The following is a 19,752-nucleotide window of genomic DNA, read 5'->3' on the forward strand; positions in this document are numbered from 1 at the left end:
GCGAGGAGCCCTTGCGACGAAGCAATCCAGGCTGTCTCCGCGGTGAGTCTCTGGATTGCTTCGCTACGTTCGCAATGACGGCGATGGAGTTGCGTTCGCGGTCTGATAACAGAGCTACCCCGCCCCCGTCACGCAATTCACCCACAGCACCACGGCCTTCGCATCCTGCGCCGGATTGGAAAACCGGTGTGGCCTGCGGCTCGCAAATCTAAAACTGTCGCCCGTCTTCAGCGACCACGTCTGGCTGTCCACCGTCAGCATCATCTCGCCTTCCAGCACGAGCCCGGCCTCTTCGCCGTCGTGGGTGTAGAGCTCATCGCCGGTGGAGCCGCCGGGCTCCAGATGCACCAGAAACAGATTGAGCTTGTTGTCGCTGCTCGCCGGGCTCAGCAATTGCTTGGACACGCCGGTGCGCCACAGTTTCAATTCGGGCCGCTGCACTCCGCGCGTCACCACCTGATCCGACGCGCCGTCGGCGCTCGGGCTCGCGCCGAACAATGCGGCGATGCCGACACCGAGCACGTCGGCAAGCGTCGCCAGCACCCGCAGCGACGGCGACGACAGCCCGCGCTCGATCTGGCTGAGGAAGCCGATCGACAGCTCCGTGCGCGCGGCGACCGTCTCCAGCGAGAATTGCCTGACCCGCCGGAGATCCCGGATGCGGCGGCCGACTGCGACGTCCATCGCCGGCTCGGCCGGTTTGGCTTTCACCCTGGCCGGCTTTTTCATGGCCGGCTTCGCGGCGGCCGGTTTGCGCATTCTTTTGCCACCGCTCACGTCAAACCGCTTCCTTCATGTGCATGAAAACTGCTTGCATCGTTCGCAAAAGTGTGACCAAATTTTCATGTTGGTGAAAATAGGCCGAAACGGGCCGGCCCGCAACGCCTGATCGCGACATGCGCGCGCCGCCGGCCGGGCCCAACAGGGGGATGCGATGAAGCGTTTTGTTCAGGCCGCAATCGCGGCGCTCGCCATTGCCGCAGTCGCGCCGGCTTCGGCGCAACAGGCTTTGAAGGTGGGCTCGACGCCGACAGGCATTCCCTTCACCTTTCTCGACACCAAGACCAACACCATCCAGGGCATCATGGTCGATCTCATCACCGAGGTCGGCAAGGATGCCGGCTTCAACGTGCAGATCGAGCCGATGCAGTTCTCGGCGCTGATCCCCTCGCTGACCTCGAGCAAGATCGACATCATTGCGGCCGCGATGTTCATCACGCCGCCGCGCAAGGAGGTCGTCGACTTCTCCGACCCGATCTACACCTATGGCGAAGGCCTGGTGGTGCCGAAGGCCGACACCAAGACTTACGCCACGCAGGAGGACCTGAAGGGCGAGACCGTCGGCGCCCAGGTCGGCACCGCCTTTGTCGACGCGCTGAAGAAGACCGGGCTGTTCGCCGAGGTAAAGGCCTATGACACCATCCCGGACATCCTGCGCGACGTGAACACTGGCCGCCTCAAGGCCGGCTACGCCGATTATCCGATCCTCGCCTACAATCTGAAGCAGGGCGGCTTCCCCGAGGTGCGCCTGGTCGACGGCTACAAGCCGGTCACGGTCGGCTCTGTCGGCATCGGCGTGCGCAAGGGCGAGAGCGCACTGCTCGGCAAGATCAACGCTTCGCTGGCGAAGCTGAAAGCCAACGGCACCATCGACAAGATCCTCGATAAATGGGGCCTGAAGGCACAAGGTTGATCGTCAGCGTCTGACCGATGAAGGCTCCTTAGTGAAGGCTTGCCGATGAAAGGCTTCTGGCGCGACGCCGTCGAGTTCTTCCCGATCCTGCTGAACGGCGTCGCGCTGACGATCATCGTCACGATCGGCTCGCTGCTGCTGTCGACGGTGCTGGGCCTCGTCTGGGCGATGATGCGGGTCTCCGGCATCAAGGCGCTGTCGATGCTCAGCGCCAGCCTGATCAACGTGATCCGCGGCATCCCGATCATCGTGCTGTTGTTCTACCTCTACTTCGTGATGCCCGATCTCGGCGTTACGCTCAGCGCGTTGCAGGCCGCGATCCTCGGGCTCGGCATCGCCTATTCGGCCTACCAGGCCGAAAACTTCCGCGCCGGCATCGAGGCGATCGACAAGGGGCAGATCGAGGCGGCGCAGTCGATCGGCATGGGCTGGTGGCTCACCATGCGCCGCGTGGTGCTGCCGCAGGCGGTGCGCATCGTGCTGCCTCCTTACGGCAACGTGATGATCATGATGCTGAAGGATTCCTCGCAGGCCTCGACCATCACGGTCGCCGAGCTCGCGCTGCAGGGCAAGCTGATCGCGTCCTCGACGTTCAAGAACACCAGCGTGTTCACCCTGGTCGCCCTGATGTATCTCACCATGAGCATTCCGCTGATCCTCTTGGTCCGTCACTTCGAGAAGCGGGCCGGCAAGCGATGATCGAGCTGAACGACGTCCACAAGAGCTTTGGCAAGGTCGAGGTGCTCAAGGGCATCACGGCCTCGGTCGAGAAGGGCGAGGTGGTCTGCATCATCGGCCCCTCCGGCTCCGGCAAGTCGACCATCCTGCGCTGTATCAACGGTCTCGAAAGCTACGACCGCGGCGAGATCAGCGTCGAAAGCTTGAAGGTCGACCGCGACGCGCCGTCGATCGTGAACATCCGCACCCAGGTCTCGATGGTGTTTCAGCGCTTCAATTTGTTTCCACATCGCACCGCGCTGGAGAACGTCGTCGAAGGTCCGCTCTACGTGAAGAAGGAGCCGCGCGCCCAGGTGCTCGAGCGCGGCCGCGCGCTGCTCGCTCAGGTCGGGCTTGCGGAAAAGGCCGACGCGCATCCGCCGCAGCTTTCCGGCGGGCAGCAGCAGCGCGTCGCCATCGCGCGGGCGTTGGCGATGCAGCCGAAGGCGATCCTGTTCGACGAGCCGACTTCGGCGCTCGACCCCGAGCTGGTCGGCGACGTCCTCGGCGTCATGCGCAAGCTCGCCGACGACGGCATGACCATGGTCGTCGTCACCCACGAGATGGGCTTCGCGCGCGACGTCGCCGATCGTGTTCTGTTCATCGATGGCGGCGTCATTGTCGAGCAGGGGCCGGCAAAATCGGTGCTCAATCATCCGCAGCACGCGCGGACGCAGGACTTCTTGCGCCGCGTGCTGCATCCGCTCTGACCGGACTCGCCATGACGCGCCTGCCTCTGCCGCCCTCGCTCTATGCCGACACTGCCGTCGCGCCGGTTGCCACGCCGCCGCTCGATGTCGACAAGAGCGTCTCGGTCGCAATCGTCGGCGGCGGCTACACCGGCCTTTCCACCGCGCTGCATCTGGCCGAACAGGGCGTCGAGGCGCTGGTGCTGGAGGCGCAGGAGCCGGGCTGGGGCGCGTCGGGCAACAATGGCGGCCACACCAATCCCGGCCTGAAGCACGATCCCGACAAGATCGAGGCCGATTTCGGCAGCGATCTCGGCCGCCGCATGATCGCGTTCGCCTACGGCACGACCAACTTCACGCACGATCTGATCCGCCGTTACCAGATCCCGTGCGAAGCGCGGCAGAACGGCACCTTGCGCGCGGCTTACAATGAGAGCAGCGCCGCTGCGATCGAGAAGACCGCGCAGCAATGCATCCGCCGCGGCATGCCGGTGACTTATCTAAACCGCGAGCAGCTCCGCGACATGACCGGCACCGATCGTTACATCGGCGCCATGTTCGATAGAAGCGGCGGCGATCTGCATCCCCTGAGCTACGCCCGTGGTCTTGCGCGCGCCGCGATTTCGGCGGGCGCGAAGATTCATGGCGACACGCCGGCCTTGTCGCTACGCCGCGAGGGCTCGCGCTGGCGCATCGAGACGCCGCGCGCGGTGGTTCATGCGGATAAAGTCCTGCTCGCCACCAACGGCTTCACCGACGATCTCTGGCCGGCCCTCCGCCGCACCATCGTGCCGGTGTTTTCCTCGATCGCCGCCACCGCGCCGCTGTCCGACGCAGTCGCCCGTTCGATCATGCCGACGCGCCCCGTCCTCTACGAGAGCGGCCACATCACGGTCTACTATCGCATCGATCAGCAGAACCGTCTGTTGATGGGCGGGCGCGGCCCGATGCGCTGGATCAAGTCGCCGCATGACGTCGCCTATCTCATGCGTTATGCGGAGCGACTCTGGCCGCAGCTCAAGGGCGTCGTCTGGACCCACGGCTGGAACAGCCGGCTCGCCATCACCGGGGATCATTACCCCCACGTGCACGAGCCCGCCGAGAGCGTTTTGATCTCGCTCGGCTGCAATGGCCGCGGTGTCGCGCTTTCGACTGCGATGGGCGCGCAACTCGCCCGCCGCCTGATCGGCGGCGCCAAGGCCGAGATCGACATGCCCATCACGGGCATCAAGCCGATCCCGATGCACGCTTTCTGGCCGGTCGGCGTGACCACCGCCGTGATCGCGGGCCGGGTCCGGGACCGGCTCGGCATATGAAGAAGGCGCCGCTCGGTGAGGAGCGACGCCTTGCTTGAATCCTGGATCGGCTTTAGCAGCGACCCTGCTTCCACAGTCCGGGCGGGCACGCGTGACCGCGCCAGCCGACCTTGCGACCGTGGTACCATCCGAATGACTTGCCATGGTGATGATGGCCGATCTTGTGGCCATGTCCGTGGCCATGACCATGCCCACCCTTCGCCAGCGCGGGGCTCGTCAATGTGAAGCCGGCCGCAATGATCAGCGAGGCGGCGAGCGCAAGTTTCTTCATGATGTCCTCCAGTGGGGCGAGCGCATTTGTCCGTTCAGTGAACGAACGGTGGATGGGTAAGTTCCCTGCGAATGTGGAGGAGTCGTGACGCTCGCCTGGATGCGTAATCGCGCCGGAGCTCAACGCGCGCTGGCATGTCGAGCGGAGTCAAGCCTCCGCCACCGCATCGGCCCAGGGTTGGAAAATCTCGACCGCGCCGGAATTCACCGCGCCCTCGCGCATCACGACGCTCGGGAAGGCGAACTTCTGCGGCACCGCCTGCAGCCGGGTCTCTTCATAGTCGAAGCGCGCGGCCAGCGCCTCGCGCACCTCCGCCGGCAGGCGCGCATCGCCAATCACCACCGCGCCTTCACTGGCGTCGATGCGCGGCTGGTGGATGGCAGCGTCGAGGTCCATGCCGTAATCCATCGCGAAGGATACAAGCTGCATCACCGCGGGGAGGATGCGGCGGCCGCCGGAGGCGCCGATTGCGAGGCGCTTGCCGTCCTTTGTCTCTGCGATGACGGGCGTGTAGTTGCAGAGGCAGCGCTTGCCCGGTGCCAGCGAGTTGGTGGTATCAGGCGTCGGGTCGAACCACATGATGCCGTTGTTCATGGTGATGCCGGTGTGCGGTGTCACATATCGCGAGCCAAAGGACGAGAGCAGCGTCTGCGTCACCGCCGCGATGTTGCCGTGGCGGTCGACCGCCGAGAAATGCGTGGTGCAGGCCGGCGCCAGATATTCGGCGCCGAGCGAGCGCTTGCCGTCGGCATCGCCCATATCCTTGAGACGCTCGCGGAAGGCGGCCTGCAGGGCGAGCGCATATTCGACATAGGCGCCGGCATCCGGCGCGTCTGCCGGCGTCAAGCTCTGCTGCAACAGCCGCAGCGCATGCGCCATGGTCGGGCCCGCGGTGAGCTCGGGGGTCGCGAACACCTTGCCTTCGCGATAGGGGATCGCCAGCGGCCCGCGCAGATGGGCGCGGAATGCAGCGAGATCCTCCACCGACAGCGAGCCGCCGTCGGCCTTGATGTCGGAAGCAATGCTCATGGCGAGATCGCCCTGATAGAAATCACGCGCGCCCGCGTCCGCAAGATGTGACAGCGTCGCCTTCAGGGCGTCCTGCGGCAGCCGCGTCTCGAATTTGATGCCCCAGGGCGCGGTCGGCGGCAGGCCGTCCTTCAGATATGCGGCCGCGCTCGCGGAGTAGCGCCTGAGATCGGCGGCCGAGCCCGCGATCGTCACCGTCGTCCACCAATCGACCAGCAGGCCTTCGCCGGCGAGCTGAGCTGCCGGCGCGACCAGATCCTTCCACGGCATTTTGGCATGGCGGCGGTGCGCCTCTTCCATTCCGGCGACGACGCCGGGCACGGCGATCGAGCCGGGGCCGTGGATGTTGCGATCGTCCTTCACCCTTGGCCAGGGAAACAGGTCGGACGATGGACCTTCGCCGCTGAGCGGATAATCGGCCGTGCGCAGGCTTTGCGGCGCGCACATGCCGTAGTCGATCACCTCATAGCGATTTTCCTTGGCGCGGTAGAGCACCATCGCGCCGCCGCCGCCGATGCCGCTGTTCCAGGGCTCCAGGACGTTGAGGGCAAACGTGGTCGCGATGATTGCGTCGACGCAATCGCCGCCCGCGGCCAGCACCTGCGCCCCGACTTCGGCCGCCCGCCGCGATTGCGACGCGACGATGCCGCCCTTGGAGGTGACGGCGGGCTTGCGGACGGTCTGGTTGAGGCTGAACTGGTGAGGCATGGTGTCGTCTTGATGCTCGTCGATGGCTTCGCTGCGTTGAATGCGAGGCTCCGCGACTGGCGAAGCGCGCGGACAATGGCACATTGCCGCCAACGAGAACATCCAAAGGCAGGCGCGGCATGGCTGGTGTGAAACAGGCGCGGGATGAGAGCTTTTCGCTGCGGCCATCCTTCGAGACGCCCGCTTGAGGCGGGCTCCCCAGGATGAGGGCGGAGTGCGCGGCAGCAGTTTCACGGGACACTGATGCCAAGGAGCCTCATCCTGAGGAGGCGCGTCAGCGCCGTCGCGAAGGACGAGGCGTGCACGCAGGCGCCCTCGCGAGTCATATGCGATACTCTTGGCAGTGAGGTGCGGGGCTGCCCCCAAGCCCGTCATGCCCGGGGCTTGATCCGCCTGTGCGGCCGAAGCCGCTTCGGCGAGGCGAGGCCCGAGCATCCACGTCTTCGTATCCGCGCCCCAAAACGTGAATGGCCGGGACAAGCCCGGCCATGACGGAAGATACAAATGTCCGAAAAAGCGCGGTAAGCGCCGCCTCAGTGCGAGCGATCCAGCCGGCTGGCCTGGTACTTGGCGCGCCATTTCGGGCCGGGTCCGCGCATGTAGTGCAGCTCGGGCCGATAGGGGTTGCCCGCGACGCGGATCAGCGTCTGCCATCGGGTGGCGACGAAGCTGAGGGGCTGGCGCAGCAGGGTCAGGGAAGCGAGCAACATGGCATCACCTCAATGCGGCTTGCCGAGCAGGGCGGTGAAGGGGAGGTCGAACAGATCCTCGCCGTCGGAGCCGCTGACATGGATCACCCAGTCGCGCCAGTCTTCTGCGCCGGGGGTCTGGATCATCGAGTTCATGATCTGAGCGGCGCGGTCGCGCGCCTCGGTCAGATTGGCGACTGCGGCGCCGTAGCGGTCGATCAGCGTGCCCTCGGTGTTGGAGCAGTGAAAATAGACCTGGACCATAGGCGCCTCCTGTAGAAAGCGATTGGGGACGGCAAACGGATACCACCCCAAGCATTCGCGAAACATTCGGGTCGAGCCCGGTAAGGGAATCTACGGATATTGGTCGGGCCCAAGGTCGTTACAGGTTTAATCACAGGCGGGTGATGACTGGACGGCGCGGCGGCGGCATGGAACAACGCCGGCGGGAAGGCGGGGGCACCGTGAACGAGTTCACATTCGCGCGCGAACGGCGAAATCTGCGCTTGCCTGCAGCGGCCGTTGTTGCAGCGGGCTTGGCTGCCGCGCTGCTCGGCTTCGCCCCGGCCTCGTCCGAGCCGGTCAGGAAGAGCGGCTATGTGATCGGCACCGAAGCCTGCGGCAGCGGCGATCTCGCCTTTCCCAGGATCCAGATCGACATGAAGGCGGGATTTTGCGCCGGCCTCGTTGCCGACGAAGAGGATCGCCTCAAATTTCCGCGCTCGATCGTCCAGGTGCCCGGCCGCGACCTTTTGGTGGTCGCCGACATGGGCGGCTGGGGCCACACCGACGGGCGGCTGCTGCTGCTCGATCCGCGCGCCCCGCAGGGGCAACGCCTCAAGGAGCTGCTGACGGGGATAGAATATCCGTTCGCTCTCGTCATCGGCCCGGACAAAAAGCTCTACGCCTCGACCGCGGAGACGATCTTCCGGTTCGACCCGCTCGCGGACAATCCACGCAGCACGGTCGAGACCATCATCCGCCACATGCCCGGCCGCCGGATCACGCTGCCCGATGGTAAGAGGCTCGATGAGAGCGCGCATCCGCTCAAGCAGTTCGTGTTCGACCGGAACGGCCGGCTGTTCGTCAATGTCGGCTCGCACAGCGACGATTGCATCACGCCGGCGCCGATCACAAAACCCTGTGCGGCGGCCGAGGGCGCGTCCGCGCTGGCATCGATCTGGCTGTTCACGCCGCCCGCAGGCGGCGTCTTCCCGGCATTGAAACCCGGCGATCCCGACCCGCCGCACAGCGTCTATGCGCGCGGCTTGCGCAACTCGATGGCGCTGGCGCTGCACCCGAAGTTTCCGGATGCCGGCTACGCCTTTCTCCAGGGCGAGAACGCCCGCGACCTCCCTGATCTCTTCAAGCCGAACGAGGAGATCAACGCCATCGAGCAGGGCAGGCACTATGGTTGGCCCTATTGCTACGATTTGTCGACGCCGAGCCCCGAATTCAGACTCGTGCTGCAATCGGGCGCGTACAAGTCGTTCTGCTCGGCCAATGCGCTTTACAAGGCGCCGCTCTCGCTGCTGCCGCCGCACGGCGCGCCGCTCGCGATGCTGTATTACCACGGCGCGAAATTCCCCGAGCTTGAGGGCAAGCTCCTGGTCGGCCTGCACGGCTATCGGCCGACCGGCAGCCGGCTGCTGGTCTATGACGTCGACGATCACGGCTTTCCAGAGCCCAGCGCGGCACCGGTGCGCTATCACGTCAGCTGCGCGGCCGAGCCGACCCGCAGTTTCCGGACCGATGCCGGCGAGGTCGCCGCCGCGCCGTTCGAAGAGCTGATCGCCGGTTGGCACCGCGTCAACGGCGCGCGGCCGCAAGGTGCGCCGGTCGGCATGACGGTGACGGAGGACGGCGCGATCTGGCTGGTCGAGGACAAGAACAAGACCGTGATCCGGATCGATCGCACGGCCGGCGAGCGACCTCAGCCGCTCCCCTGCGATACCCGCAGCCAGGCGATGATCGACCAGCTCGCAGCCTTCGTCGCCAGAGACGCGCAGAACAGCGTTCGCCTCACCACCTTACGCAAGGGCCTCGTCGAGAAGCATTGCACCGGCTGCCATTCGGATTTCGGCCTGAGCGCGGCGCAATCGGATGCGGAGAAGGACAGGGCGGTGTTGCACTTCATGCTGGCGCAGGACGGCTGGATCTATCCTGGCGATCCCGACGCCGGCAGGCTGCGGACGCGCCTGCGCGGCCTTGGCGCCGAGAAGCTGATGCCGCCGGGCGGCGAGAGCCTGCCGAAGCTGGAACCCGGTTACACGCGCCTGCTCGATACCGCGGACCTGTTCGTCGCCAAAATGGTTCCGGGCACGCGCATGCGGATCAAGCCGGGCCCGCCGCAGCGGAAGTTTTTCAGCAAGGCCAACAAGGAATGCGGCGAAATACCGGCCGGAAAGGTCGTCGTCGTGACACAAAGGGACGCTGTAGACAGACCCGGCTTCAGCCGACTCTTCCGGCCAGCCGATCCCTATCTCAACGGCGAGTGCACCGACGGCGATGGCTATTACATCCGGCAGGAACTTCTGGTGCCTGTGCAGTAGCATCCTGCTGGTCACGCTGCCGGCCGCTGCCGAAACAAAACTGTTCGAAAGCGCACAGGTGACGCCCGCCAGCGAATACACCTTCGGCATCGAAGGGCCGGCCGCCGATCTCGACGGCAATCTGTTCGTCGTCAATCTCGGCAAGCCCGGCACCATCGGCAAATTGCCCGCGGGTGGCGCCGCCTCGGAGCTGTTCACGACGCTCCCCGAAGGCAGCGTCGGCAACGCAATCCGTTTCGACCGCAGCGGCACTATGTTCATCGCCGACTACAAGAAGCACAACATCTTCGCGATCCCCAAGGGTGCGACCGAGCCCGCGGTGTGGTTTCACTCCGGCGAGATGAGCCAGCCCAACGACATCACGATCGCGCCGGACGGCACGATCTATGCGAGCGATCCGAACTGGAAGGGGCGCGAAGGCCACATCTGGCGCATCGCCAGGGGAGCGGACGGTACGGTGCGAGGGCAGGTGATGCCGGCGCCGCGCGCGATGGGCACCACCAACGGCATCGACCTCAGCCCTGACGGCAAGACGCTCTATGTCGGCGAATCCAGCAGCGGCCAGATCTGGTCCTATGCGATCAGCGGCAACGAGCTGACGGCTGCAAAACTCGTCAAGGCGTTTCAGCCCGACACCATCGACGGCCTGCGCACCGACGTTGCCGGCCGCCTCTACGTCGCGCGCATTCTCAAGGGCACGATCGCGCTGATGAAGCCGACCGGCGCGGTCGAGCGCGAGATCCCGCTGAAGGCCAAGGAGCCGACCAACATTGCCTTCGGCGGCAGCGACGGCAAGACCATCTTCGTCACCCAGCGCCAGGGTGGCTTCATCGAGTCCTTCCGCACCGACCAGCCGGGCCGCGAGCACTGTCTTCAGCGAGGCCGTTGCTGAGCTTCGCAAGCGCTCTGCTTTCGGCGCAGGGCAGCGCGACGCTGGGCGGCATTCTTCTTGCTTGCATCCGGCGGCCGTGGCGATCAAGACTCTGCGGCACGTCCATGCGACCACGGAGTGTTTGAGTGAAAGCCGTCCATACCGAGCTGCACCGCAGCCACGATCCGCAATTCTTTCTGGTGCGCGGTGTCGTCAAGCGCACCACTGAGCAGCCCGAGCGCGCCGACCGCCTGCTCAGGGGATTGCGGGATGGCAAGCACCAGCTGGTCGAGCCAACCAAGTTCGGGCCCGGGCCGCGCGCACGCATTCACAGCCCGGAATACCTGTCGTTCCTCAGCGAAGCCTGGGACGCTTGGACGGCGCTCGGCGATTCCGGCCCGGAGATGATCGGCAATATCCATCCCGTGCGCCATGCCGCGACCTATCCGACCCACATCGTCGGCAAACTCGGCTGGCATACCGCCGACACCGCAGCGCCGATCGGCCCGGGCACGTGGGCCGCGGCCTGCGCCGCCACCGATGTTGCGGTGACCGCAGCGCAGATGGTGATGGACGGCGAGGACGCAACTTACGCGCTCTGCCGTCCGCCCGGCCATCACGCCTATCGCGACATGGCCGGCGGCTTCTGCTTCCTCAACAACAGCGCGATCGCGGCGGCGCATCTGCGGCAGAAGCACGAGCGCGTCGTGATCCTCGACGTCGACGTCCATCACGGCAACGGCACGCAAGGCATTTTTTACGCCCGGCCCGACGTCTACACGATCTCGATCCATGCCGACCCCGTTGCGTATTATCCCTACGTATGGGGCTATGCGCATGAGCGCGGCGAAGGACCCGGCCTCGGCACCAATCTCAACATTCCGCTTCCCATCGGCACCGGCGATGACGGTTATCTCCAGGCGCTGGACCTCGCGCGCAAGGCGATCGAGTCCTTCGCCCCCGGCGCGCTCGTCATCGCGCTCGGCCTCGATGCCTCCGAGCACGATCCGCTGAAAGGATTGGCCGTCACCACGCCCGGCTTCCGCCGCATCGGCCAGGCCATCGCGAAGCTGGGCCTGCCGACCGTGCTCGTGCAGGAAGGCGGCTATCTCTCGGATATCCTCGGCGCCAACCTGACCTCTGTGCTGGCGGGTTTCGAAGAAGAGCGCTGATACTTACCTCTCCCCGCCTGCGGGGAGAGGTCGGAATTTGCGCAGCAAATTCCGGGTGAGGGGATACAGGTCTCACAGCGATCCCCCGTGCGGAGAGAGGCCCTCACCCCGACCCTCTCAGCGCGAGCGAAGCTCGTCGCGTCCCCGTAGGAACGGGGAGAGGGAGAAGAGCCGCATCGCTCGCGACTCCAAAATAATCCAATCGGCGCGCGCGCCTCGCCGCTGGCGCGCCTCACTCAGCCGCTTCGCGGAGGGGCCAGGCATGGCGGCTGATGGGAAGGCCACCGCCCGCGCGGGAGCCGTCGGCGATCGCGAGGCGATGCGCGGGCGATGGCGAGCACAGCGAGAAGCGCCAGGCGTCCGGATCGTCGACGATGTCGGGCTTGAAGCTGATTTCGATGGCCTCGCGTGACACCTGCATGGCGAAGGCGTCGAGCGGCAGATTGAGCCCGAAGCCCCTGGCCTTGAGATAAGCCTCCTTGAGCGTCCAATAGTCGAAGAAGCGCTCGATCGCCGCGGGCTCCGGCAGTCCGCGCAAGGTTTCGACCTCTTCCGGCGCAAAGAAGCGAAGCGCGGTGGACAGCGGCGCGACGCGCCGCGACACGGTTTCGACGTCGACCCCGACGGCCTCATGCCGCGACACTACGCAGGCGACGCAGCCGTCGGCATGCGACAGGCTGAAATGCAGCGCGGTCGAGGTAGCCGGTGCTGCGACGAACGGCCGGCCATAGCGGCCCGCGCCAAACGTCCAGTCGGTCGGCGCCACGTTGGAAGCGACCTGCGACAGCGCGAGGCGCAACATCGCATGTGCGAAGATGTACTGCCGCCGATGCCGCTCGAACACGAAGCGATCGGCCCGGGCCCGCTCGTCGACCGAGAGCAGGCGTCGGCACGCCTCGGCCGCGCCCGGCACGTCAATGGTCTCGATCAGTCCGACAAAGAGTTCGATTCTGTCGTCTGCCATCAATTGGGCCCATGGCGTCGGGCGAGGCCAAATCCCTCGGTCCCGACGGAAGAAACAACTGCGCAAGAATCAGCCGAGAGGACCGTACCTAGCGGTCCACCCGGGCGAATTCTTGTCGATTTGCAGGCCGGTTTACAGGCGTAAGCTTGTGCGAGCCCCCAAACTCGACACGCAAGCGGCCGCTCTGCGAAGATTCGTACGGCCGTCCCCGACCGACGAATTTACTTCTTCTTCTTCTTGGACTTCTTCTTGGACCCGCGCAGAGCCTTAAGGCTGGCGTCGACATCCTTCAGCGCGAGCTGGAGTTTTTGCTTCTCGAAATTGAGCAGGTCTTGCAGCGCCTTGCGGTCCTCTGCGCTAAGCGAGGTCTTCTTGGTAAATTTGATGAAACCCATAACACTCCCCCGGTTGAAAATGATCATCCTAATCAAAACCCGAGAATAATCTTGCGCGACGACGCCAAATAATCAAGCTGCAACTTGATCATTCACAGCTTTGGGGCGTGAACCCGTATTCCGGCGCGATGTCGCGGCATCAAGCGGCCCTGCGCGCGAGCAATCTGCCGAGTGGTGCGTTGGGCTGGGCGATCGCCGCCGTCAGCAGGGCGACGAGGTCCTCCATCCATTCGCCGACCGCTCGGCCCTCGAGCAAATCGCGCTTGTAATTGCAGGAGCCGGTAATGCCGGTCGGGCGCTCCTTGAGCATCAGCGACAGCCAGGTCTGGTCGATCGGCAGCACCGGCTGGCCTTCGCGCGCGACGTTGCCGATCGATTCCGTCGCGAGATCCGGGAGATCGAGCGGCCGGCGCAACGGATTCTGCAGCGTGAAATAGACCTGGAGCAGCGAGGCCGGATCGATCCCCTCCTGCTCCAGTCGATCGGCCAGGACGCTGAACGGCAGCTCCTGCCGCGCATGCGCCTCGAGCACGCGCTGGCGCACCCGCAGCAGAGCCTGCGCGAAAGACAAGTCCGGCGTGATTGTCGTGCGGACGATCACCGTGTTCTCGAACGGGCCGATGATCCGGTCGGTGTCCGGCTGGGCACGATTGGCCATCGCGGTCGCGACCGCGATGTCGGTGCGGCCCGTCCGGGCCAGCAGCATGGCCTTCAGGCCGGTGAGCATGCACATGAACAGCGTGCAATTGTGCTGACCGGCAAGCGCCGTCAGCCGGTCGATCAGCTCGCGCTCGAGGCAGACCGGATGATGCCCGGTGGAGGCGCCCGGGCTCGCTTCGCCGTCGAAGAGGGGACCCGCTCCGCGCAAATTCAGGATCCAGTCGGAAGCCTGGCGGCGCGCCGCGTCAGTGCCGCACCACCAGCGCTGCCAGCGTGCCACGTCCGAAAAGGCCGGCGGCGGGCTCGGCAGCGGCGCAGACGGATATCCGGCCAGCGCGGCATAGCGGCTCGACAATTCCTCGAACAGCACGCCGATCGACCAGCCGTCGACGACGGCGTGATGCAACGTCAGCAGCAGCACGTGGTCGTCGTCGTGGAGCCGCAACAGCCGGGCGCGCAACAGCGGCGCGCGCCTGGTGTCGATCGGGGTATAGGCCTCCTGCTCGATCAGGAGATCGATCTTCCTGAGCTCGAGCGCCTTGCGGCGCTTGTTGTCGTGGGGATGACCGTCGCCGATCGTCTCGACCGTCATGATTCGGCCGATCGTGCGTGGCGCGGCGATGCGGCTTTCCGGCTCATCGCCGTTCCAGGCGAACGCGGTGCGCAGCGATTCGTGTCGGCGCACCACGTCGTCGATCGCCTTTGCCAGGGCGGCCGAATCGAGCGGGCCCTGCAGGCGGAAGGCGAAGGGCAGATTGAACTGCGGCAGCCCCGGCAGATTCCGCTCGATCTGCAGCATCTGGTCCTGCCCGATGGAAGGCGCCGGCGGCCCGCCCGCAGCCGATCGCGGCAGGCTTGCGGCAGGCTTGTGCGGCTTCGTGGCCACGGTCTGTTCGACCCGCCGCGCCAACCCCTCGATCGTCGGCGCCTCGAAGATGGCCTTGATCGGCAGCGACACGCCGAGCGCCCGCGCGATGCGCGCCATCACCTGGCCGGCCAGCAGCGAATGGCCGCCGAGGTCGAAGAAATTGTCGGTAACACCGATGCGTTCGACGTTCAGCAGGTCGATCCAGATGTCGGAGAGCACCTTTTCGGTGAAGCGCCGCGCCGGGACGACCGCATCCGCGCCGGACGTTTCCGGCGGGACGGACGCCAGCAGCGCCGAGCGGTCGATCTTGCCATGGGCGTTGAGCGGCACCTGATCCAGGAACAGGAAGGCGGAGGGGACGGCGTGGACGGAGAGGCGGCTCTTCAGGAAATCGCGCAGCTCGCTGGCACTGCTGCGGCTGCCGGGCTTGGCGACGACATGGGCGATCAGCCTGATGTCGCCGCTCGCCTCGCGGCGCGGTTCGACGATGGCGGCGCGCACGCTTGGATGCTCGGCCAGCGCGTTCTCGATCTCCTTGAGCTCGATACGATAGCCACGGACCTTGACCTGATGGTCGGCGCGGCCGAGGCATTCGATCGTCCCGTCGGCGCGGCGCCGGGCCAGATCGCCGGTCCGGTAGAGCCGGCTGCCGGCCTGGCGCGAGAACGGATCGGGCAGAAACCGCTGCCGGCTCTGCGCGGGATCGTTGATATAGCCGCGGCCGATTCCGGCGCCGCCGATGCAGAGCTCGCCGGTCACGCCGATCGGTTGCGGCTGGAGCTGCGCGTCGAGCACGTAAAGCTGCGTGTTCGGCAGCGGCGCCCCGATCGGAACGTTGGCCGCCGCGATCGCCGGCGCCTTGGTCAGGCGATGCAGGGAGACGTCGTCGGAGCATTCCGAGGCGCCATAGGCATTGATTAGCGGCACCCTCGGGCAGCGCGCAAACCAGGCGCGGCAGAGCTCGACGGGCAACGGCTCGCCGGTCGAGATCAGCAGCCGCAGCTTCGCGAAGGCGCGCCGGATCGGCGCCTCGTCCATACGCTCGAGAATGAGGCGCAGCAGCGAGGGCACGATCTCGAGCACCGTGATGCCCTCGCCCTCGATCTCGCGCGCTAGCAGCATCGGGTCCTGCACGATCGCGCTGCCGCAGACATGGACGCGCGCGCCGACCATGGGACCGGCGAGGAATTGCCAGACCGAGATGACGAAGCTCTGCGGCGCGGTCTGCGCGATCACGTCCTTAGGCGAGAGGCCGAGCTCGGAGATGAGCGAGGCCAGATGGTTCGACAGGCCGCGCTGCTCGATCATGACGCCCTTCGGCGCGCCGGAGGAGCCGGACGTATAGACGAGATAGGCAAGGCTCGAGGCGGCGCGCCGTGCGGCGCGGGCCGGCTTGTCTGCCCTTGTCGCGACCACGTCGTCGAGCTCGGCCACCGGGATGCGCTCGACCAGCGGTTCGAGCAGGGCCTCGACCATGGCAGACTGAGCCCGCCCGATCAGCAGCACGCGGGCACAGCTCGATCCGAGGATGGTCGAGAGCCGTGCCGTCGGCTGGTCGGGATCGAGATTGAGGAAGGCCGCGCCAACGCGCTGCACCGCGATCATCGCGGCGAGCAGGTCGGGCCCGCGCTCCGCGAGCAGGGCAACCACGCTCTCCGCGCCGACGCCCTCACGGGCCAGCCAGCGCGCGGCCGCTCCACTGCGGCGCGCCAGCTCGCGATAGGTCAGGGACGTGCGATCGTCCGAGACCGCGACGGCGTTCGGCGTCTTCCCCGCCTGGCGCTCGAAGCGGTCGCTCAGATTGCCGCGTGTGGTGAAATTGGCCGGCATGCCCCGGCCTTTTGCCAGCGCTTGCCGGCGTTCGGCCTCGGTCAGGAGCGGCAGGCGCGAGATGCGCTGCTCCGGATTGGTGATGACGGCCTTGAGCAGCGTCTTGAACTGGGCCGTCATGGCTTCGATCGTCGCGGCGTCGAAAAGATCGGTGGCGTATTCGAAGAAGCCGGTGAAGCGGCCATCGGCCTCGACCAGTTCGAGCGTGATGTCGAACCGCGCCACCCTGGGATCGACTTCCAGCCGCCGGGTCGACAGGCCAGGAAAGCGCGCCGCCTCGATCGAGGCGTTCTGGAGGATGAACATGGTCCGGAACAGCGGATTGCCGTCGCTGCGGCGCGCCACCTGCAATGCGCGCAACACCTCCTCGATCGGAAGGTCCTGGTTGCGGTAGGCGTCCAGCGTGACCTGCCGCACCCGCCGCAACATCTCGCCGAAGCTCGGATCGCCGCTGAAATCGTTGCGCAGGACCAGGGTGTTGGCGAACAGCCCGATCAGGCGTTCGCTCTCGATCTGGTTGCGATTGGCGATCAGCGATCCCGTGGCGACGTCCTCATGCGAGGTGTGGCGGAACAACAGGCACTGGAAGGCAGCGAGCAGCGTCATGAACGGCGTGACGCCCTGGTTCTGGCTCAGCGCGCGCAGCTCGGACGAGAGGGACTTTGAGAATTCAAGGTAGTGACGCGCGCCGTGTCCGCTCCAGATCTCAGGTCTCGGCCTGTCGGTTCGCAGCGGCAGCATGGTGATGCCGTCGAGCTGGGCCCGCCAATAATCGAGCTGCTGCTTCGCCGCCGGTGTTTGCGCCCAGCTTTGCTGCCAAAGTGCGAAGTCGCGATATTGGAAGGCGGGCGGCGGCAGTGCGGCCAATTGCTTCTTGCGCGCCGCGGCGTAATGGACGGCGAGCTCCTGCCAGAACAGCCGCTGCGACCAGCCATCGGTGGCGAGATGATGGACGTTGACCACCAGCGCATGGCTGTTCCTGTCGAACGACAGCAGTGTCGTCTTCAGGGGCGGCGCGTGGGCCAGGTCGAATTGATGTTGCGCAAGCCTGAGCGCCTCGCGCCGGATTGCCGCCGGCCGCCTGCCCGCAGGGCATGGCTTGAGCTTGATGCGCTCCAGCCGCGGCGTCGATGACAGCACGAGCTGCACCGGCTCGCCCTGGCGCTCGATGAACACCGAGCGCAGCGCCTCATGGCGCGTTGAGATCGCAGCGAGGCTCGCAGACAGCGCGGCGGCGTCGACCGGGCCCTTGAGGACGGCGATCTCGACGACGTTATAATTGTACCGGGTCGGGTCCTGTCCCGAGAGCACGTACATCCGCTGCTGCTGGAACGACAGCGGTGCGTCCGTCCCCGTAAGCCGGCGCCAGCCCGGCAGCGCCGTCTCGCGCCGGCTTGCGGCGGTCTCGATCCGGGCCGCAAGCGCTGCGATCGTCGGGCAATCGAAGATGTCCTCGAACGAGAAGTCGACATCGAAGCGGTCGCGCAAGCGCGAGCGCATCTGTGTCACCGCGAGCGAATCCGCGCCGAGCGCGAAGACGTCCTGGTCGGCGCCGACCTGCGGCAGCTCCAACAGGCCGGCCCAGATCTCGGCGAGCTGGCTCTCGATCGCATTGCGCAACAGCCGGGTCTCGTCGCCCGCGTCGACCGTTGCAATCAGACCGGCGAGGGCGTTGCGCTTGACCTTGCCGCTGGCGCCCTTCGGCAGCGCCGCCACGCTGCGGATCAGGCTCGGCACCTTGTAGGCCGCAAGGCGCTTTCGCGCGAATTGGCGCAGCTGGTCCGAGGTCGCCTCGGCGTTCGGCCGCAGCACCACGACGGCCGCGACGTTCTCGCCGAGCTTGTCGTGCGGGACCGCGAACACGCCGGCTTCCAGCACCGCCGGATGGCTGAGCAGGACGTCTTCCACCTCCAGCGGCGATATCTTCTGCCCGCCGCGGTTGATGACGTCCTTGATGCGGCCGACGATGAAGAGATAGCCGTCGTCATCGAGATTGCCGAGGTCGCCGGTCCTGAACCAACCGTTGCGGAATGCGGCCCGCGTCGCCGGCTCGTCATTATAATAGCCGCGGCTCATGTTCGGCCCGCGCAGCACGATCTCGCCGTGCGCCCCGCTTGCGAGCGTGCGGCCGGTCTCGTCCATGATCGCGATCTCCGGGCCGGCGGCGCGGCCGACCGACCCGACCTTGCGCAGCTCGAACGGATTGGCCGCAATCTGCGAGGCCGCCTCGGTCATGCCGTAGGTCTCGAGCACGGGCACGCCGAACGTTGTCTCCAGCCCGGCGAGAATCGCCGGCGCGAGCGAGGCCGAAGCCGACCGGATCACGCGCAGCGACGATGGTCGGGCGCGGTCCGGGTTTACTTCCGCCGCCGTCAGCAATGCGCGATGAATAGTCGGCACCGCCGTGTACCAGGTCGGTTGCAACTCCCGCATCCAGCCGAAGAACGACGATGCGTCGAAACCGTCGGTGCAGATCACGCTGGAGCCCGCGGCCAGCGCCGTGAGCAGGCCGGAGATCAAGCCATGGGCATGAAACAGCGGCAGGACGTTGAGCAGGCGATCATGCGTCGTGAGCGACAGCACATGGCCGGCATTGTAGGCGGAGAGGCAGACATTGCGGTGGGTCAGCGGCACCATTTTCGGCCGCGCCGCCGTGCCTGACGTCAGCAGGATGAACGCATCGTCGTCGCCGCGCGAAGAGCCGCCGGCATTGGCCGGCCCGATCGCCGGAGCGATGAACGCGCAGCCGCCGAGATCGCGGGCGGGCCCCGCCACGAAATCGATCACGGCGATGTCGAGCACTCTGGCGGCGTCGCGGCTCGCCGAGTTCATGTCGGCCCGGGTCACGAGCGCCGTCAGCTTCAGTTCGCTGAAATAGCGTTGCAGCTCGTCCGCCGTCAGATCCGGGTTGATGGGGACGCAGGCGCAGCCTGATGCGACCGCGATCAGCGCCAGCGCAGTATCGGCGCCGCGCGGCAGCGCGACCGCGATGCGGTCTGCGGGACCGATGCCGAGTTCACGCAAGGTACGGACCAGTTGCCGGATCGACTCGGCCAGCACGCCATAGCTGAGCGCCGGCCGGCCGGGAGCGAGGAGTGCGGGTGCCGCCGGCGTCCTGCGGGCGTAGAATTCAAGAAGGCCGCTGATATGCGCGAACACCTTCGTTTCGGCCGTGGTGCCGGCTGATGCTTCGTCCGCTCCGGATGCAATGTCCGACAACGCCATTCCCTTTTGGTCCGATTAAGTTATTCTTCCAAGAAGTTGGGGAATGCGTCCAGTCCGAGGTGAAGTTTGGACCCCAAAATCTGTGGTTGAGGGGCCCTCGAGC

At 66.2% G+C, this 19,752-nt stretch carries 15 protein-coding genes; 7 read left to right on the top strand and 8 right to left on the bottom strand.

The features are described from left to right. Positions 1-114: 114 nt before the first annotated feature. Positions 115-759: a helix-turn-helix domain-containing protein gene (locus tag ACVWYQ_RS31730; protein ID WP_271538780.1), complete on the bottom strand. Its 645-nt coding sequence runs from the start codon at positions 757-759 to the stop codon at positions 115-117. A gap of 175 nt (positions 760-934) precedes the next feature. Here ACVWYQ_RS31730 and ACVWYQ_RS31735 point away from each other — a divergent pair, with 175 nt between their 5' ends. From ACVWYQ_RS31735 to ACVWYQ_RS31750, 4 genes are read left to right on the top strand one after another with little or no spacing between them, the layout of a single operon-like run. Beyond that, complete coding sequence (locus ACVWYQ_RS31735; protein ID WP_456726820.1) at positions 935-1,693, top strand: ABC transporter substrate-binding protein; 759 nt, start codon at positions 935-937, stop codon at positions 1,691-1,693. 45 nt (positions 1,694-1,738) lie between these two features. Next, positions 1,739-2,392: an amino acid ABC transporter permease gene (locus tag ACVWYQ_RS31740; protein WP_024341720.1), complete on the top strand. Its 654-nt coding sequence runs from the start codon at positions 1,739-1,741 to the stop codon at positions 2,390-2,392. Next, a complete protein-coding gene (locus tag ACVWYQ_RS31745) occupies positions 2,389-3,120 on the top strand; it encodes an amino acid ABC transporter ATP-binding protein (protein WP_404543695.1) in 732 nt (243 codons plus the stop codon). The genes ACVWYQ_RS31740 and ACVWYQ_RS31745 overlap by 4 nt, the downstream gene beginning before the upstream one ends. Positions 3,121-3,131: 11 nt before the next feature. After that, positions 3,132-4,415, top strand: a complete 1,284-nt coding sequence (locus tag ACVWYQ_RS31750; RefSeq protein WP_404543693.1) for an NAD(P)/FAD-dependent oxidoreductase — start codon at positions 3,132-3,134, stop codon at positions 4,413-4,415. A gap of 52 nt (positions 4,416-4,467) precedes the next feature. Here the strand turns inward: ACVWYQ_RS31750 and ACVWYQ_RS31755 are convergent, their stop codons facing one another. The 4 genes from ACVWYQ_RS31755 to ACVWYQ_RS31770 all read right to left on the bottom strand — a co-directional run bounded on the left by ACVWYQ_RS31755 (position 4,468) and on the right by ACVWYQ_RS31770 (position 7,376). Beyond that, positions 4,468-4,686, bottom strand: a complete 219-nt coding sequence (locus tag ACVWYQ_RS31755; RefSeq protein ID WP_198399845.1) for a hypothetical protein — start codon at positions 4,684-4,686, stop codon at positions 4,468-4,470. Positions 4,687-4,833: 147 nt separating this feature from the next. Further along, the gene (locus ACVWYQ_RS31760; RefSeq protein ID WP_404543691.1) at positions 4,834-6,423 is read right to left on the bottom strand and encodes a gamma-glutamyltransferase family protein; all 1,590 of its coding nucleotides are present in this window, start codon (positions 6,421-6,423) and stop codon (positions 4,834-4,836) included. A 533-nt stretch (positions 6,424-6,956) separates the two neighbouring features. After that, positions 6,957-7,133 carry a hypothetical protein gene (locus ACVWYQ_RS31765; protein ID WP_198399843.1) on the bottom strand — a complete coding sequence of 59 codons (177 nt, stop codon included), beginning with the start codon at positions 7,131-7,133 and terminating at the stop codon, positions 6,957-6,959. A gap of 9 nt (positions 7,134-7,142) precedes the next feature. Then, a complete protein-coding gene (locus tag ACVWYQ_RS31770; protein ID WP_157285260.1) occupies positions 7,143-7,376 on the bottom strand; it encodes a DUF6894 family protein in 234 nt (77 codons plus the stop codon). A 200-nt stretch (positions 7,377-7,576) separates the two neighbouring features. Between ACVWYQ_RS31770 and ACVWYQ_RS31775 the strand changes: the two genes are divergently transcribed. From ACVWYQ_RS31775 to ACVWYQ_RS31785, 3 genes are all read left to right on the top strand, one after another. Continuing rightward, entirely contained in the window at positions 7,577-9,664 is a 2,088-nt protein-coding gene (locus ACVWYQ_RS31775) for a PQQ-dependent sugar dehydrogenase (protein ID WP_404543688.1), read from the top strand. Further along, positions 9,621-10,556 (top strand): SMP-30/gluconolactonase/LRE family protein, encoded by a 936-nt coding sequence (locus ACVWYQ_RS31780; RefSeq protein WP_271538761.1) that lies wholly within the window; start codon positions 9,621-9,623, stop codon positions 10,554-10,556. The genes ACVWYQ_RS31775 and ACVWYQ_RS31780 overlap by 44 nt, the downstream gene beginning before the upstream one ends. A gap of 125 nt (positions 10,557-10,681) precedes the next feature. Beyond that, positions 10,682-11,707: a histone deacetylase family protein gene (locus tag ACVWYQ_RS31785; protein WP_404543686.1), complete on the top strand. Its 1,026-nt coding sequence runs from the start codon at positions 10,682-10,684 to the stop codon at positions 11,705-11,707. 232 nt (positions 11,708-11,939) lie between these two features. Here the strand turns inward: ACVWYQ_RS31785 and ACVWYQ_RS31790 are convergent, their stop codons facing one another. The 3 genes from ACVWYQ_RS31790 to ACVWYQ_RS31800 all read right to left on the bottom strand — a co-directional run bounded on the left by ACVWYQ_RS31790 (position 11,940) and on the right by ACVWYQ_RS31800 (position 19,649). Next, positions 11,940-12,671 carry a 4'-phosphopantetheinyl transferase family protein gene (locus ACVWYQ_RS31790; protein WP_404543683.1) on the bottom strand — a complete coding sequence of 244 codons (732 nt, stop codon included), beginning with the start codon at positions 12,669-12,671 and terminating at the stop codon, positions 11,940-11,942. 221 nt (positions 12,672-12,892) lie between these two features. Beyond that, the gene (locus ACVWYQ_RS31795) at positions 12,893-13,066 is read right to left on the bottom strand and encodes a hypothetical protein (protein ID WP_275508170.1); all 174 of its coding nucleotides are present in this window, start codon (positions 13,064-13,066) and stop codon (positions 12,893-12,895) included. 139 nt (positions 13,067-13,205) lie between these two features. Next, positions 13,206-19,649 carry an amino acid adenylation domain-containing protein gene (locus ACVWYQ_RS31800; RefSeq protein WP_456726821.1) on the bottom strand — a complete coding sequence of 2,148 codons (6,444 nt, stop codon included), beginning with the start codon at positions 19,647-19,649 and terminating at the stop codon, positions 13,206-13,208. Positions 19,650-19,752 lie beyond the last annotated feature (103 nt).

This window comes from Bradyrhizobium sp. USDA 3397 (genome assembly GCF_054060965.1).

Coding starts and splice junctions, on each gene's coding strand:
- ACVWYQ_RS31745 (WP_404543695.1), top strand. CDS start 2,389: ATGATCGAGCTGAACGACGTCCACAAGAGCTTTGGCAAGGTCGAGGTG.
- ACVWYQ_RS31760 (WP_404543691.1), bottom strand. CDS start 6,423: ATGCCTCACCAGTTCAGCCTCAACCAGACCGTCCGCAAGCCCGCCGTC.
- ACVWYQ_RS31780 (WP_271538761.1), top strand. CDS start 9,621: ATGGCTATTACATCCGGCAGGAACTTCTGGTGCCTGTGCAGTAGCATC.
- ACVWYQ_RS31790 (WP_404543683.1), bottom strand. CDS start 12,671: ATGGCAGACGACAGAATCGAACTCTTTGTCGGACTGATCGAGACCATT.
- ACVWYQ_RS31765 (WP_198399843.1), bottom strand. CDS start 7,133: ATGTTGCTCGCTTCCCTGACCCTGCTGCGCCAGCCCCTCAGCTTCGTC.
- ACVWYQ_RS31755 (WP_198399845.1), bottom strand. CDS start 4,686: ATGAAGAAACTTGCGCTCGCCGCCTCGCTGATCATTGCGGCCGGCTTC.
- ACVWYQ_RS31795 (WP_275508170.1), bottom strand. CDS start 13,066: ATGGGTTTCATCAAATTTACCAAGAAGACCTCGCTTAGCGCAGAGGAC.
- ACVWYQ_RS31800 (WP_456726821.1), bottom strand. CDS start 19,649: ATGGCGTTGTCGGACATTGCATCCGGAGCGGACGAAGCATCAGCCGGC.
- ACVWYQ_RS31730 (WP_271538780.1), bottom strand. CDS start 759: ATGCGCAAACCGGCCGCCGCGAAGCCGGCCATGAAAAAGCCGGCCAGG.
- ACVWYQ_RS31740 (WP_024341720.1), top strand. CDS start 1,739: ATGAAAGGCTTCTGGCGCGACGCCGTCGAGTTCTTCCCGATCCTGCTG.
- ACVWYQ_RS31735 (WP_456726820.1), top strand. CDS start 935: ATGAAGCGTTTTGTTCAGGCCGCAATCGCGGCGCTCGCCATTGCCGCA.
- ACVWYQ_RS31770 (WP_157285260.1), bottom strand. CDS start 7,376: ATGGTCCAGGTCTATTTTCACTGCTCCAACACCGAGGGCACGCTGATC.
- ACVWYQ_RS31750 (WP_404543693.1), top strand. CDS start 3,132: ATGACGCGCCTGCCTCTGCCGCCCTCGCTCTATGCCGACACTGCCGTC.